Source organism: Mesorhizobium sp. NZP2234 (assembly GCF_013170765.1).
In the GTDB taxonomy this organism is placed as follows: domain Bacteria; phylum Pseudomonadota; class Alphaproteobacteria; order Rhizobiales; family Rhizobiaceae; genus Mesorhizobium; species Mesorhizobium loti_D.
On sequence record NZ_CP033364.1, the window covers coordinates 3,868,258 to 3,882,286 of the forward strand.

Here is a 14,029-nt window from a genome sequence, read left to right on the forward strand (position 1 = left end):
TATCAGCCGATATGGGCTTTGTAGGCGGCCTCATCCATGAGGCTGGCGAGCTGGCTTTCGTCGGCAAGCTTCATCTTCCACAGCCAGCCGGCACCGGTTGCCGCCGAGTTGACCAGCGAGGGGTCGGAAGACAGCGTACCGTTGGCCTCGGTGATCTCGCCGTCGACCGGCGCGTAAACGTCAGAGGCCGCCTTGACGGATTCGACCACGACTGCGGTATCGCCCTTGCTCAGCTTCTTTCCCGTTTCCGGCAGTTCGACGAAGACGAGGTCGCCCAGCTGTTCCTGCGCGTAGTCGGTGATGCCGACGGTGGCGATGCCGCCTTCGACGCGGAGCCATTCGTGATCCGATGTGAAATAGGTCTTTGCCATGCGGTCTATCCTTTGCGGTAGCGATGAGGGGTGAAGGGCAGGGAACTGATATCGACAGGGATTTTCGTGCCGCGCACGTCGGCGAAGACCCGTGTGCCGGGCTTTGCCAGCGATGCGGCGACATAGCCCATGGCGACCGGATGGCCAGCAGAGGGGCCAAAGCCGCCCGATGTGACATGGCCTGCGGGATTGCCGTCGGCGTCGAACAGGGCAGCACCGGCGCGCACCGGCTGGCGGCCTTCCGGCTTCAGACCGACACGCTTTTGCGCCGGGCCGCGTTCCACGGCGGCGCGCAGGGCGTCGGCGCCGATGAAGGCGCCAGACGCGCGGATGTCCTTGGGGATCGCCCACATCAGCGCGGCGGCGGCCGGGTCGGTCTCCGGCGTGATGTCCTGGCCATGCAGGCAAAGCCCCGCTTCCAGCCGCAGGCTGTCGCGCGCGGCAAGGCCGATCCACAGCACGCGTTCATCCTCGAGCAGCTTCGCCACAAGGTCGCGCGCATCGGCCTCGGGCAGGCCGATCTCGAAACCGTCCTCGCCGGTATAGCCGGACCGGCTCATAAACCAGTTCTTTCGCGGCTCGACACCGTGCATGAACAGCAGCGAACCGGTCTCGATGCCGGCGCGGGACAGCACGGCCCAGGCTTCGGGTCCCTGTATGGCCAGGAAGACGCGGTCGAGCGGCTCGACCTTCACGTCAAAATTCGCGGCCAGCTCGCGCAGATGCTTTTCGTCGGCGACGGCGTTGCCAGCATTGGCGACGACCATGAAGCGGTCGGCGCCGAGGCGGGTGACGATCAGGTCATCGAGGATGCCGCCTGCCTCATTGAGGAAGAACGTCAATTTGGATTGCGAGATTTCGAGCGCGCCGGCATCCAGCGGGCAGGCACGGTTGAGCAGCGCAACCGCTTGCGGTCCGCTGACCTCGAACAGTTTCATGTGCGAGATGTCGAAGAGCCCCGCATGTTCGCGGGCATGCAGATGTTCCTTCATGACGCCGGCCGGGTAGGTCAGCGGCATCGACCAGCCGGCGAAGGCGCCGAAGCGCGCACCGGCGGCTGTGTGGATATCTTCGAGAGGAAGGTGTCTTGAGTCGTCGCCCGTCATGTCGTCTCCAGAGTCGCACGCAATCGGCCGCGAATGGCGACCAGTCCGTGCCCCTCTGTCTCAAGCCTGAGAGACTCGCGCAGCCGGAACTCTGTCAGCGGCGCTTACACCTTCGGCGCGGGGGCAAGCCCCGACTTTCCAGAGTGTCTTTCCCGTCTACGGTTCTTTTTGCCTGAGAGATTTCGGGCGATTTCCCCTTCGGCGGCAGCCCTCGCTGCTCTCTCCCGCAAACAGGTAGGACTCAAAACCTCAAGTCCTCGACGCGCCATCCATAGCCCGACGGCGACACCTTGTCACCTCCCCGCGACATCAAAGGTGCGTTGCGCCGACAAGTCTTCGCTAACCACGCCGTTTGCCGGTTTTTCAAGACACTCCTGATATGGAAGGCCGATGTAGCGCTTTGGGGCGACGGGGACGACAATGGGCGAATTGATCATGAGCGCGCCGGTGGCGGGGCTGACCTCGAAGAACCGCATCGCCCAGGAGGACGTGGTGATGCTGCGCCGCGATGTGTTCGCCGATGGCGTGGTGACGCGAGGCGAGGCGGAGGCGTTGTTCGCGCTCGACCAGACGGCGCGGGACAAATGCGCGGACTGGGCACCGTTCTTCGTCGAAGCGGTGACCGATTACATCGTCCACCAGGAAAAACCGTCCGGCTACATCTCGCAGGACAATGCCGACTGGCTGATCCGCACCATCTCGCGGGACGGCATGGTCGACAGCAGAACCGAACTCGAGTTGCTGGTCCATGTGTTGGAAGAGGCAAGATCGTCGCCAGACGAGCTTTGCGTCTATGCGCTGGAGCAGGTCGCCCATGCCGTTATCGATGGCAAGGGGCCGCTGATGCTGGGTGGTGCGCTGGTGCCAGGCCTGATCGCCAGGGCGGAAGTCGAGCTGCTGCGCCGCATCCTCCACGCCCATGGCGGCGACGGCAACATCGCCATCACCCGCATCGAGGCCGAGGTGCTGTTCAGGATCAACGAACAGACCGCCCAGGCCAAGAACGATCCGTCCTGGAACGACCTGTTCGTCAAGGCGATCGCCAACTTCGTCATGTGCTCAGCCGGCTATGAAGCCCCGACCCGCGATGTGGCGCTACGCCAGGAAACCTTCCTCGAGCACGCCGATCCGGAAATCGGCGGTTTCTTCAGCCGGATGGTCTCCGGTGGCATGGCCGGCATCATCGAAGCCTATCGGTCCCCGGATGACATCGAGGCCGAGTGGGAAGCCAAGAACAGGGCGACGGAGGCTTTGGCCCGCCGCGCCGAAACGATCGATGCCGGCGAAGCCAAATGGTTGGTGGAGCACATCGCGGCGGACCGTCCCCTCTACGACAACGAGCGCGCGCTGCTGACCCTCATCAAGCATGCCTCGCCGTTGATCCATCCGGCGCTGAGGCCGCTGCTCGACAAGGTCGCCTAAGCACAGCCGTCCGCGGCGATTATCTTGCGCAGGACAATGTTGGAATGCCCTTCGGGCCATCCTGCGAACTCGGCGACGCGCTGGAAACCGGCTTTCTCGTATAGGCCCGGCGCTTGGAAGTCGTGGCTCGACACCCATATTCGCCGAGCCCCACGGCTGGCAGCCTCGGCAACAAAGGCATCGAGCAGCTGCCTTGCATACCCAAGGCCTCGATAGGCCTGGTCGACCCACATCAATTGAAGTTCCGACGTGCCTGCCCACGAGTAGCCGGCCGCCACAGCAATTGACCGTCCGGCACCGTCGCGGATCACAAAGTTCAGCCCTCGGTCATCGCCACAGCCTGTGAGTCGCCGGTTTTCGCCGCGCAGATGCTCTTCCAGCACACTCAGTTCGACGGGCGACAGGTCGTGCTCGGCGCTTATGAAGGCGGTCATCAAATCCCGCCGTACCAGTCATAGCCATTGTCTTCCCAATAGCCGCCGCGGCCGCCGCCGACATTGGCGAAACCGTCGACCAGTTCGATCTTGTAGAGATATTTCGGCATCTTGTAGCCGAGCTGGCGCTCGACCCGGACGCGCAGCGGCGCGCCGTTCTCGACCGGCAACGGCTTGCCGTTCAGGCCATAGGCCAGGATCGTCTGCGGGTGGCGGGCGTCGATGAGGTCGATCGTGCCATAGTATTTGATGTCCCCGGACAGGCTGCGGTCGATCGTATCGAGGCAGTGGAACATGACGTAGCGCGCTTGCGGCTTGACCACGGCCTGGTCGAGCACCAGCGACAGCGGCGTGCCGGTCCATTTGGCGATGCAACTCCAGCCTTCGACGCAGTCGTGACGGGTGATCTGGGTACGGCTCGGCATGTTCTGAAGCTGCTCGCGGCTGAGCGACAGCGGCTTTTCAACCAGTCCCGAGACTTCCAGCCGCCAGTCGGCGAAATTGTTGGCGAGCAGGCCCTTGTAGGTGTCATCGTCAGGAGCGGTGACGCCGTTCGGCCGTTGCGGCTGACGGATATCGGCCTCGGTGAATTCCGGCGCCAGCGCGTCACGCCCGGCAAGCCAGCGCTGCGCGCGATATGTCAGGCCATTGGCGTTTTCGAGGAAGCTGCGCAGGCCGCTGCCGATGCTCAGCTGGCTGTCGAAAGCGTCGCATCCCGACAGCATGATACCGGAGGCGCCAAGGCTGGTGGCGGTCAGGAATTTTCTGCGGCTGATCTGGAACTTCGCCATCTCAGGCACTCCTTTCGGTCGTCTTGTCGTCATGCGCGGGAGGATCCGTGCGGTACCAGCCGGTGATGATCGAGCGCAGTTCGTTGATCGGGCCGGCGGCAAGGATCATCAGGATGTGAATGATGAAGAAGCCGACAAGCAGCAGCATGACGGTGAAATGGATGGTGCGCGCCGTCTGCCGGCCGCCAAGTATCTCGTTGAGGAAGGGCAGTACCGAATTCATGCTGGGCGACATGGCAAGGCCGGTGATGATCATCAGCGGCAACAGCACGAACAGCACGCCGCCATAAGCCATCTTCTGCAGCGTGTTGTATTCGCGCGTGTGGTGGAATTTCAGCCTGGCGTGGTCGACGATATCCCGTGGCAGCCGCTTGAGATCGTCGAGCCGCGGGGCGAGATCGCGCCTGATATGGCCGTTGATCAGGCTGGCGACCAGCCAGACGATCAAGGTCGTCGTCAGGATCCAGGCGAAGAAGAAATGCACGACGCGGGCGGTGCCGAGATCATAGTAGGAAGGAATGGTCGCCCAGGATGGGAAGCCGCGCGCCGTCTCGTTGCCCGGCGGACCCGACCAGCCGAGCACGCCCGTCGTGTTGAAGCGGTGCCCGAAAATTTCGGTATAGCCGCGAGGACCGGCATCGGTGTTCTCGGCGCCGATTTCGAAGATGGTATTGTTGTATTCGAAGCCGGATTGCTTGCCGATGTAAAGCTGCGGCCGGGCGTTGAAGATCTGCAGGCCGGAAAGCAGCATGAAGAACAGCGAGATGGCCCAGATCCAGTGCGTCAGCCTTGTCCAGCGCGACTGGCGGTAGACCAGTGTGCTGTCACTCGACGCGGGAGCATCCGGTTCGGTGGCGGATTGGCTTCTGGCAACCGTTTCCATCTTGTCTCTTCTCCCGGCCTCGCGGCGTGGCCTGTGCGTTCATTGTCCTCCTGATACGTCGCGATCCAAACCGATGTTTCATCCGATCACGGATTTATTACGGACCGCCCAGGCTGACGGCGAGATTGACGGCCGCGGCGACGATGACCGTGTTGAAAAAGAACGACAGGATGGAATGGACAAGCACGACACAACGCATATGCGTCGTCGAGATGTTGGTGTCGGCGGTCTGCGCCGTCATGCCGATGACCGTCGAGAAATAGAGGAAATCCCAGCCTTCCGGACGCTTGTCACCCGGGAACAGCAATCCGCCGACCGGGATTTTTGTCTTGGTCTTGGTGTCGACCTCGTCGCCGTCCATCCAGTAGACATGCGCATAATGAAGTGCCGCCATGGCATGGATGGTGAACCAGCCGAGCGGGATCGACAGCAGCGCGAAGATGAGTTCGACCGGGTGGCCTCTGTCCTTCTGGTTGATCAGCAGGAACAAGGAGACAAGGGCAACGCCGACAACGACAAGCGTGACGGCGAAGATGACCAGCACCGGCTGGTCGGTGGCCCGCGCATTCTTGCTCAGATATTTGCCGGTGAATTTGGGCATCTGGCTGACGACAAGAATGACGTAGGCGGCAAAAAAGGCGTTGGCGCCGATCGAGTAGGCGAGTGGGGCGTGCAGCAGCAACGCCACAAGCAGCGCAAGCGCGCCGAAACACGCGGACATGGCGAACAGCATGTGGCGCTGCATGGGTTTTTGCACGGGGATTTCGGCGGCCATGGTGGTTCCGACCCTGGATGGCGCTCTGTTCTAGCTCGGTGTGGCGGATTTCAGGGCGCGCCGCAAGATACGGTCGAGTTCGCCGAGGAACCGCGAGCGGTCCTGCGGCGCGAAGGAGGCGTTGTAGCCCTTGCTCTCGCCGGTCTCGCGCAGATGCTGCTTGAGGTCGCGCATGGCCACCGCCATGCCGATGGTTTCGGGTGTGAACGGGCGTCCGGTGGGGCCAAGCACGTGCGCGCCGAGAGCCACGGCGCGCGCCGCGAGCGGAATATCCGCAGTCACCACGACATCGTTGGATTTGGCGTTCTCGACGATCCAGTCATCGGCGGCGTCAGCTCCCTTGGAGACCACGACGTTGCGGATCATCGGATCGCGCGATGGCCGCAGGCCGCCATTGGAGACGTAGGTGACGACGACGCCAAGGCGCTCGGCGACTTTCTCGACCTCGGCCTTGACCGGGCAGGCGTCGGCGTCGACGTAAATGGCGGGTGCGGGCATTGCCTCTCCGAAACGGGCAGGGGCCGGTACATGTCCGGCCCCTGCCTGAAATCTTACAGCGTTCAGGCCGGCAGCGCGCCGGACTTCTTAGCCGTCCAGGTGGCGATATAGTCCATCAAGCCGGGGTTGAGGCAGTCATAGGGCTCCAGCCCGATCGTCTTCAACTGGGCCCGGATGCCGTCCATTCGCTTCGGATCGACGCCGGATTCGATGATCGACGAGACGAAGGCGGTGAAGCCCGGAGGCGACCAGCCATCCTCGACGAAACGCTCGGGATGGATGAAGGACAGCCCCTTGAACGGATGATCGCGCTCGACCGGGCCGTGCATGTGGACGCCGCAGCCGGTGCAGGCATGACGCTGGATCAGCGCCGAGGGATCGACCACCTTGAGCTTGTCGCCGTTCTCTGTGACGGTGACGTCGCCGGTGCCGGCGACGGCAACCACCGAGAATACAGCACCTTCCGGCTTCCAGCATTTGGTGCAGCCGCAGGCGTGATTGTGGGCGATCTGCCCCTTGACCTTCACCTTGACCGGCTTGCTGGTGCAGGCGCAGACCAGCGTGCCGCCGGCAAAGCTTGCGCTTTCCTTGGGCAGGCCATTGTCGATTTTCGGGTGCAGTTTCTCCGCCATTCCATTCTCCTCCCAGTTGTGAACCACAGAGGTCGCTGGCCGGTGGTCGGCGGCGTGTGGCTTTGCTTTAATAAACGACGACGCTTCGGATCGACTTGCCCTCATGCATGAGGTCGAACCCCTTGTTGATATCCTCGAGCTTCAGCGTGTGTGTGATCATCGGGTCGATCTGGATCTTGCCGTCCATGTACCAGTCGACGATGCGCGGCACGTCGGTGCGGCCGCGCGCGCCACCGAAGGCGGTGCCCATCCAGGTGCGGCCGGTGACAAGCTGGAACGGCCGGGTCGAAATCTCCTGGCCGGCGCCCGCCACACCAATGATGACCGACTTGCCCCAGCCGCGATGCGAGGCTTCCAGGGCCTGGCGCATCACCTTGGTGTTGCCGGTGCAGTCGAACGTGTAGTCGGCGCCGCCGATCTGGTCGGCACCGCGCTTGGTCATGTTGACGAGGTAAGGGACGATATCGCCGTCGATCTCCTTCGGATTGACGAAATGCGTCATGCCGAACCGCTCGCCCCATTCCTTCTTGTCGTTGTTCAAATCGACGCCGATGATCATGTCGGCGCCGGCCAGCTTCAGTCCCTGGATGACGTTCAAGCCGATGCCGCCGAGGCCGAAGACGACAGCGGTGGCGCCTTGTTCGACCTTGGCGGTGTTGATGACGGCGCCGATGCCGGTGGTGACGCCGCAGCCGATGTAGCAGATCTTGTCGAAGGGCGCGTCCGGATTGACCTTGGCCACCGCGATCTCGGGCAGCACGGTGAAGTTCGAGAAGGTGGAGCAGCCCATATAGTGGAAGATCTTGTCCTTGCCGATCGAGAAGCGCGACGAGCCGTCGGGCATCAGGCCTTGCCCCTGCGTGGCGCGGATCGCCGTGCACAGATTGGTCTTGCGCGACAGGCAGGACGGGCACTGCCGGCATTCCGGCGTATAGAGCGGGATGACATGGTCGCCCTTCTTGACCGAGGTGACGCCCTTGCCGACGTCGACCACGACACCGGCACCCTCATGGCCGAGAATGGCCGGGAACAGGCCTTCCGGATCGGCGCCCGACAGCGTGAACTCGTCGGTGTGGCAGATGCCGGTCGCCTTGATCTCGACCAGCACCTCGCCATCGCGCGGGCCTTCGAGGTCGACCTCCATGATCTCCAGCGGCTTTCCGGCGGCGACAGCGACAGCGGCGCGGGTTTTCATCAGGCGTCCTCCAATGCGAATTTTTTTCCAAGGTTTCAGGTTTTATCGACACGATCAACTGGAAGCTGGTGCCGTGACTGGGCCACAGCGAAGAATTGGAATCGCAAATCGATTGAAAGGCAGTGATTTGCACGCTCGGCTTGACCCTGCAAGCACAGGCCATAAAAGGAACGACCGACCGGAGGGGAATGACCTCAGCATGTTCACGAAAATCCTGATCGCCAATCGTGGCGAGATCGCCTGTCGCGTCATCAAGACGGCGCGCAAGATGGGCATTGCCACGGTTGCCGTCTATTCCGATGCCGATCGCGATGCGGTTCACGTCGAAATGGCCGACGAGGCGGTGCATATCGGGCCATCGTCCGCCGCGCAGAGCTATCTCGTGCCTGAAAAAATCATCGCGGCCTGCAAGGAAACGGGCGCGCAGGCCGTGCATCCAGGCTACGGCTTCCTGTCGGAACGGGCCGCCTTCTGCGAGGCTCTGGAAGCGGAAGGCATCGTCTTCATCGGCCCGAAACCCAAAGCCATCAAGGCGATGGGTGACAAGATCGAATCGAAGAAGTTCGCCAACGCCGCCAAGGTGTCGACGGTCCCGGGTTGGCTCGGCGTCATCGAGAATGCCGACCATGCCGAAAAGATCGCCGGCGAGATCGGCTATCCGGTGATGATCAAGGCTTCGGCCGGCGGCGGCGGCAAGGGCATGCGCATTGCCTGGAACCAGTCGGAAGTGCGCGACGGGTTCGATCGCGCGCGATCGGAAGCCAAGAGTTCGTTCGGCGACGACCGCGTGTTCATCGAAAAATTCGTCGTCGATCCGCGTCATATCGAGATCCAGGTGCTGGCCGACGCGCATGGCAACGCGCTCTATCTCGGCGAGCGCGAATGCTCGATCCAGCGCCGCAACCAGAAGGTGGCCGAAGAGGCGCCGTCACCATTCCTCGATGCCAAGACGCGCAAGGCCATGGGCGAGCAGTCGGTGGCGCTGGCCAAGGCCGTCGATTATCAGAGCGCCGGTACGGTCGAGTTCATTGTCGACAAGGACAAGAACTTCTATTTCCTTGAAATGAATACACGATTGCAGGTCGAGCATCCGGTGACCGAGCTTGTCACGGGCATCGACCTGGTCGAGCAGATGATCCGTGTCGCCGCCGGCGAGAAACTCGCCTTGAAGCAAGACGACATCAAGCTGAATGGCTGGGCGGTGGAAAGCCGGCTCTATGCAGAGGATCCCTATCGCAATTTCCTGCCGTCGATCGGCCGGCTGACCCGCTATCGGCCGCCGGAAGAGGGCCAATTTGGCGACGTCGTCATCCGCAACGACACCGGCGTCACCGAAGGCTCGGAGATTTCGATGTTCTACGACCCGATGCTTGCCAAGCTTTGTACCTGGGCACCGACCCGGCTCCAGGCAATCGATGCCATGTCGGAAGCGCTGGACAGTTTTGTGGTCGACGGGATCGAGCACAATATCCCGTTCCTGGCGGCGCTGATGCAGCATCCGCGTTGGCGGGAAGGGGCGATTTCGACCGGCTTCATAGCCGAGGAATATCCCGACGGCTTTGCCCCTGTCGTACCGAACAGCGAGGAAAAGGCCGTGCTGGCATCAATCGCCACCGCCACGGAATTGTTGCGCCGCGACAGGCTCGACCGGCTGGGCGGGCGGCTGGCGCCGCATTCGGGGGCGCTGAAGCGCGACTGGGTGGTGAAGATTGGCGAGGATTATCTCCATGCGTCGATCCTCGAAGGCATGATTTCCATTCCAATGGAGGTCGACCTGTCGATCGAAGGCGGCAAGGCGCTGACCGTTTCATCCGATTGGCGGCCGGGCGATCTGATCTGGCGCGGCACGGTCGGCAAGCGCTCCGTTGTCGCCCAGATCCGGCCTGTCGCCAACGGTTTTCGCATTGCCTGGAAGGGCATGTCGGTGACGGCGCGCGCGATGCTGCCGCGTACCGCCGAGCTTGAAAGACTGATGCCGGAGAAGGTGGCGCCGGACACGTCGAAGCTGCTGCTCTGCCCGATGCCCGGCCTCGTCGTGTCGATCGCCGTTGCGGAGGGACAGGAGGTCAAGGCCGGCGAAACGCTTGCCGTGGTCGAGGCGATGAAGATGGAAAACGTGCTGCGCGCTGAACGCGATCTCGTTGTGTCCAAGCTCAATGCCAAGCCGGGCGACAGCCTGGCCGTTGACGCGGTGATCATGGAATTCGCTTGAGCAGGTCGCGCAGGGTCGCGGAAGCCTGTGGTTGTCGGTCGTTTGTGCTGGACTGGTATCGCCCGGTCCCGGACAATACATCTCCACCGACTCAAAGCCTTCGACAGCGCGAGAAACCATGGCGGACGACAGACTTCCACGCGACCCCCTGAAGCGCGAAGCCGCGATTGCGGCAGCGCGGCCGGAGGTGCCGGCGCGGCCGTTCGTCCATCTGCGCGTGCATTCGGCCTATTCGCTGCTCGAGGGTGCGCTTCAGCTTGGCAAGATCGTTGGCCACGCCGTGAAGGACGAGGCACCGGCCATCGCCGTCACCGACACCAACAACCTGTTCGGTGCGCTGGAGTTTGCACAGAAGGCGGTCAAGGACGGTATCCAGCCGATCATCGGCTGCCAGATCGCACTCGCTTTTTCCGGCGAGAACAGCGACGGTCAGCGCGACCGCCGGCGGCAAGGGCCGGAGATGCGGCCGGTCGTCCTGCTCGCCGCGACCGAGGCCGGCTATTCCAACCTGGTCAGGCTGGTCAGTCGGGTCTATCTGGAAACGCCGCCCGGCGAGGCGGTGCACCTGACGACCGAGATGCTGGAGGGAAACGCCGACGGGCTGATCTGCCTCAGCGGCGGCCCACGCGGCCCGATCGGCAACGCCTTGAAGGAGGATCGCCGCGATCTGGCAGAGGTGAGGCTTTTGGCGCTCAAGGCGCTGTTCGGCGATCGGCTCTATGTCGAATTGGACCGGGTTGCGGGTTACGACCGGACCATCGAGCACTCAACGATCGATCTCGCCTATACGCACGAACTGCCGCTGGTAGCCACCAACGAGGCCTTTTTCTCGTCGCGCGATGATTATGAGGCGCATGACGCGCTGATCGCCATCGCCGAGGGCTCGGTCGTCGCCGTCGACACACGCCGCCGGCTGTCGCCGGACAATTTCCTGCGCAGCCAGGCCGACATGGCAAAGCTGTTCGCCGACCTGCCCGAGGCGGTCGACAACACCGTCGAGATCGCGCTGCGCTGCTCCTACTATCCAAAAAACCGCAGCCCGATCCTGCCGCGTTTCACCGGCGGCGATAGTGCCGACAAGGACGCCGCGGAAAAGGCGGAGGCGGCCGAACTCGCCCGCCAGGCGCGCGAGGGGCTCGAGGCGCGGCTTGCACTGCACGGACCAACCCCGGGCTATACGGTCGAGCAATATCGCGAGCGGCTCGAATTCGAACTCGGCATCATCGAGAAGATGAAATTCCCCGGCTACTTCCTGATCGTTGCCGACTTCATCAAATGGGCCAAGGCGCAAGGCATTCCGGTCGGCCCGGGCCGTGGTTCGGGCGCCGGCTCGCTGGTCGCCTATTCGACGACCATCACCGACATCGATCCGCTGCGCTTCTCGCTGCTGTTCGAGCGCTTCCTCAATCCGGACCGCGTGTCGATGCCCGACTTCGACATCGACTTCTGCCAGGATCGCCGCGAAGAGGTGATCCGCTACGTCCAGCAGAAATATGGGCGCGACCAGGTCGGCCAGATCATCACCTTCGGTACGCTGCAGGCCCGCGCCGTGCTGCGCGACGTCGGCCGCGTGCTGCAGATGCCCTATGGCCAGGTCGACAAGCTGTCGAAGATGGTGCCACAGAATCCGGCCAATCCGGTCAAGCTCGCCGACGCCATCGCCAATGAGCCGCGCTTTGCCGAAGAGGCCGAGAGGGAACCGATCGTCCAGACGCTGCTCGACATGGCACAGAAGCTGGAGGGCCTTTACCGCCACGCCTCCACGCACGCCGCCGGCATCGTCATCGGCGACCGGCCTTTGTCGGAACTGGTGCCGATGTACCGCGATCCGCGCTCGGACATGCCGGTTACCCAGTTTAACATGAAATATGTCGAGCAGGCCGGGCTGGTGAAGTTCGACTTTCTCGGCCTGAAGACGCTGACCGTTCTGGATACGGCGGTCAAACTGATCCGCCGGCGCGGCATCGACATCGACCTGGCGACGATACCGCTCGACGATCCCGACACCTATGCCATGCTGTCGCGCGGCGAGGTGGTCGGCGTGTTCCAGGTGGAAAGTGCCGGCATGCGCAAGGCGCTGATCGGCATGCGGCCCGACTGCATCGAGGACATCATCGCGCTGGTCGCGCTCTATCGTCCGGGCCCGATGGAGAACATCCCGACCTACAACGCCAGAAAGCATGGCGAGGAGGAGATGGCCTCGATCCACCCGAAGATCGACCATCTGGTGAAGGAGACGCAAGGCGTCATCGTCTATCAGGAACAGGTCATGCAGATCGCGCAGGAGCTGTCCGGCTATTCGCTCGGCGAAGCCGACCTTCTGCGCCGCGCCATGGGCAAGAAGATCCGCGCCGAGATGGACAAGCAGCGCGAGCGCTTCGTCACTGGCGCTGTCGAGCGTGGCGTCAGCAAACCGCAAGCCGACTTCATTTTCGACCTTTTGGCCAAGTTCGCCGACTATGGTTTCAACAAATCGCACGCCGCCGCCTACGCCGTGGTCTCGTATCAGACCGCCTATCTCAAGGCGCACTATCCGGTCGAGTTCCTGGCGGCGTCGATGACGCTCGACATGGGCAACACCGACAAGCTCGCCGATTTCCGCCAGGATGCCCTGCGCCTCGGCATCGAGGTTCTGGCGCCGTCGGTCATGACGAGTTTTCGGCCTTTCGAGGTCGGTGAGAACCGCATCTACTATTCGATGGCCGCGCTCAAGGGCGTCGGCGACGCGGCGGTCGAGCACATCGTCGCTGTCCGTGGCGAGAAGCCGTTCAAGAACCTCGCCGATTTCTGCGAGCGGATCGATCCCAAGATCGTTGGCAAACGTGTCTTCGAAAGCCTGATCATGGCCGGCGCGCTCGACTGTTTCGGGCATGACCGGGCACAGATGATGGCTGGCGTCGAACGGATGATGGGGTTGGCATCGCTGGCGCAGCAGAATGCCGTTTCCGGCCAGGCCGATATTTTCGGCGCCTCGCTAGGGAGCCAGTCGCAGGCGCTCAACCTGCCGGCGACGGATCCGTGGCTCGCCGCCGATCGGTTGCACCGCGAATTCCAGGTTGTCGGCTTCTATCTCTCGGCCCACCCGCTCGACGAATACAAGGCGGCGCTGCAAAAGATGCGGGTGCAGAACTGGGCGGAGTTCTCAGCCGCCGTCAAGCGCGGCGCTTCTGCCGGCCGCCTGGCCGGCACGGTGACCAGCAAGCAGGAACGCAAGACACGCACCGGCAACAAGATGGGCGTGGTGGCCTTTTCCGACACTTCCGGCCAGTACGAGGCCGTGCTTTTTTCGGAAGGATTGGCACAGTATCGCGACCTCCTGGAAGCCGGCCGCTCCGTCGTCATCACCGTGGCGGCGGAGGACAGGCCCGAGGGCGTAAACCTGCGCATCAACTCGGTCCAGTCCCTGGAGGATGAAGCAAGCCGCATCCAGAAGGCGCTGCGCATTTTCGTCAGGAACGACGGACCCGCCTCGATGATCCAATCCCAACTCACCCAGCGTGGCGAGAGCCAGGTGAGCATTATCGTGATCAAGGAAGAGGCGCAGGGCGAGGTCGAGATCGCCTTGCAGGGCGGCTACCGCGTCTCGCCGCAGATCGCGTCGGCGATGCGCGCCGTGCCCGGCGTGGTCGAAGTGGAATTGGTGTGACCGCCATCCTCGGCAGGCGGTGGCGATCCTGCGGGCGGCATCCGCCGCTTGCGCAATCGCGGCC

At 63.1% G+C, this 14,029-nt stretch carries 12 protein-coding genes and 1 riboswitch; of the genes, 3 read left to right on the plus strand and 9 right to left on the minus strand.

Annotation, left to right across the window (positions count from 1 at the left end):
• Positions 1–2: 2 nt before the first annotated feature.
• Together gcvH and gcvT are read right to left on the minus strand one after the other, a co-directional pair.
• Positions 3–371, minus strand: coding sequence for a glycine cleavage system protein GcvH (gcvH, locus tag EB230_RS19105; protein WP_056572239.1), 369 nt, complete (start codon positions 369–371; stop codon positions 3–5).
• 5 nt (positions 372–376) lie between these two features.
• Positions 377–1,477, minus strand: coding sequence for a glycine cleavage system aminomethyltransferase GcvT (gcvT, locus tag EB230_RS19110; RefSeq protein WP_172373586.1), 1,101 nt, complete (start codon positions 1,475–1,477; stop codon positions 377–379).
• Between the two features lie 149 nt (positions 1,478–1,626).
• A riboswitch (glycine riboswitch) is annotated at positions 1,627–1,714 on the minus strand.
• Positions 1,715–1,897: 183 nt separating this feature from the next.
• On the opposite strand from gcvT, the gene EB230_RS19115 reads away from it, so the two are divergent.
• A complete protein-coding gene (locus tag EB230_RS19115) occupies positions 1,898–2,899 on the plus strand; it encodes a hypothetical protein (protein ID WP_172373588.1) in 1,002 nt (333 codons plus the stop codon).
• Here the strand turns inward: EB230_RS19115 and EB230_RS19120 are convergent.
• The 7 genes from EB230_RS19120 to EB230_RS19150 all read right to left on the minus strand — a co-directional run bounded on the left by EB230_RS19120 (position 2,896) and on the right by EB230_RS19150 (position 8,107).
• Positions 2,896–3,333 (minus strand): GNAT family N-acetyltransferase, encoded by a 438-nt coding sequence (locus EB230_RS19120; RefSeq protein ID WP_172373590.1) that lies wholly within the window; start codon positions 3,331–3,333, stop codon positions 2,896–2,898. The genes EB230_RS19115 and EB230_RS19120 overlap by 4 nt on opposite strands.
• Positions 3,333–4,124, minus strand: a complete 792-nt coding sequence (locus tag EB230_RS19125) for a molybdopterin-binding protein (protein WP_172373593.1) — start codon at positions 4,122–4,124, stop codon at positions 3,333–3,335. The genes EB230_RS19120 and EB230_RS19125 overlap by 1 nt, the downstream gene beginning before the upstream one ends.
• A gap of 1 nt (position 4,125) precedes the next feature.
• A complete protein-coding gene (locus EB230_RS19130; RefSeq protein WP_246738816.1) occupies positions 4,126–5,007 on the minus strand; it encodes a cytochrome b/b6 domain-containing protein in 882 nt (293 codons plus the stop codon).
• 97 nt (positions 5,008–5,104) lie between these two features.
• Positions 5,105–5,782: a DUF1345 domain-containing protein gene (locus EB230_RS19135; RefSeq protein ID WP_172373595.1), complete on the minus strand. Its 678-nt coding sequence runs from the start codon at positions 5,780–5,782 to the stop codon at positions 5,105–5,107.
• Between the two features lie 30 nt (positions 5,783–5,812).
• Positions 5,813–6,280: a YaiI/YqxD family protein gene (locus EB230_RS19140; RefSeq protein WP_056572226.1), complete on the minus strand. Its 468-nt coding sequence runs from the start codon at positions 6,278–6,280 to the stop codon at positions 5,813–5,815.
• A 62-nt stretch (positions 6,281–6,342) separates the two neighbouring features.
• Entirely contained in the window at positions 6,343–6,912 is a 570-nt protein-coding gene (gfa, locus tag EB230_RS19145; RefSeq protein WP_056572223.1) for an S-(hydroxymethyl)glutathione synthase, read from the minus strand.
• 67 nt (positions 6,913–6,979) lie between these two features.
• Positions 6,980–8,107: an S-(hydroxymethyl)glutathione dehydrogenase/class III alcohol dehydrogenase gene (locus tag EB230_RS19150; RefSeq protein ID WP_172373597.1), complete on the minus strand. Its 1,128-nt coding sequence runs from the start codon at positions 8,105–8,107 to the stop codon at positions 6,980–6,982.
• 199 nt (positions 8,108–8,306) lie between these two features.
• Here EB230_RS19150 and EB230_RS19155 point away from each other — a divergent pair, with 199 nt between their 5' ends.
• Positions 8,307–10,319 (plus strand): acetyl/propionyl/methylcrotonyl-CoA carboxylase subunit alpha, encoded by a 2,013-nt coding sequence (locus EB230_RS19155; RefSeq protein ID WP_172373599.1) that lies wholly within the window; start codon positions 8,307–8,309, stop codon positions 10,317–10,319.
• Positions 10,320–10,437: 118 nt separating this feature from the next.
• Positions 10,438–13,965, plus strand: a complete 3,528-nt coding sequence (dnaE, locus tag EB230_RS19160; RefSeq protein WP_172373601.1) for a DNA polymerase III subunit alpha — start codon at positions 10,438–10,440, stop codon at positions 13,963–13,965.
• The last annotated feature ends 64 nt before the right edge of the window (positions 13,966–14,029 follow it).

Coding starts and splice junctions, on each gene's coding strand:
- gcvH (WP_056572239.1), bottom strand. CDS start 371: ATGGCAAAGACCTATTTCACATCGGATCACGAATGGCTCCGCGTCGAA.
- gcvT (WP_172373586.1), bottom strand. CDS start 1,477: ATGACGGGCGACGACTCAAGACACCTTCCTCTCGAAGATATCCACACA.
- EB230_RS19115 (WP_172373588.1), top strand. CDS start 1,898: ATGGGCGAATTGATCATGAGCGCGCCGGTGGCGGGGCTGACCTCGAAG.
- EB230_RS19120 (WP_172373590.1), bottom strand. CDS start 3,333: ATGACCGCCTTCATAAGCGCCGAGCACGACCTGTCGCCCGTCGAACTG.
- EB230_RS19125 (WP_172373593.1), bottom strand. CDS start 4,124: ATGGCGAAGTTCCAGATCAGCCGCAGAAAATTCCTGACCGCCACCAGC.
- EB230_RS19130 (WP_246738816.1), bottom strand. CDS start 5,007: ATGGAAACGGTTGCCAGAAGCCAATCCGCCACCGAACCGGATGCTCCC.
- EB230_RS19135 (WP_172373595.1), bottom strand. CDS start 5,782: ATGGCCGCCGAAATCCCCGTGCAAAAACCCATGCAGCGCCACATGCTG.
- EB230_RS19140 (WP_056572226.1), bottom strand. CDS start 6,280: ATGCCCGCACCCGCCATTTACGTCGACGCCGACGCCTGCCCGGTCAAG.
- gfa (WP_056572223.1), bottom strand. CDS start 6,912: ATGGCGGAGAAACTGCACCCGAAAATCGACAATGGCCTGCCCAAGGAA.
- EB230_RS19150 (WP_172373597.1), bottom strand. CDS start 8,107: ATGAAAACCCGCGCCGCTGTCGCTGTCGCCGCCGGAAAGCCGCTGGAG.
- EB230_RS19155 (WP_172373599.1), top strand. CDS start 8,307: ATGTTCACGAAAATCCTGATCGCCAATCGTGGCGAGATCGCCTGTCGC.
- dnaE (WP_172373601.1), top strand. CDS start 10,438: ATGGCGGACGACAGACTTCCACGCGACCCCCTGAAGCGCGAAGCCGCG.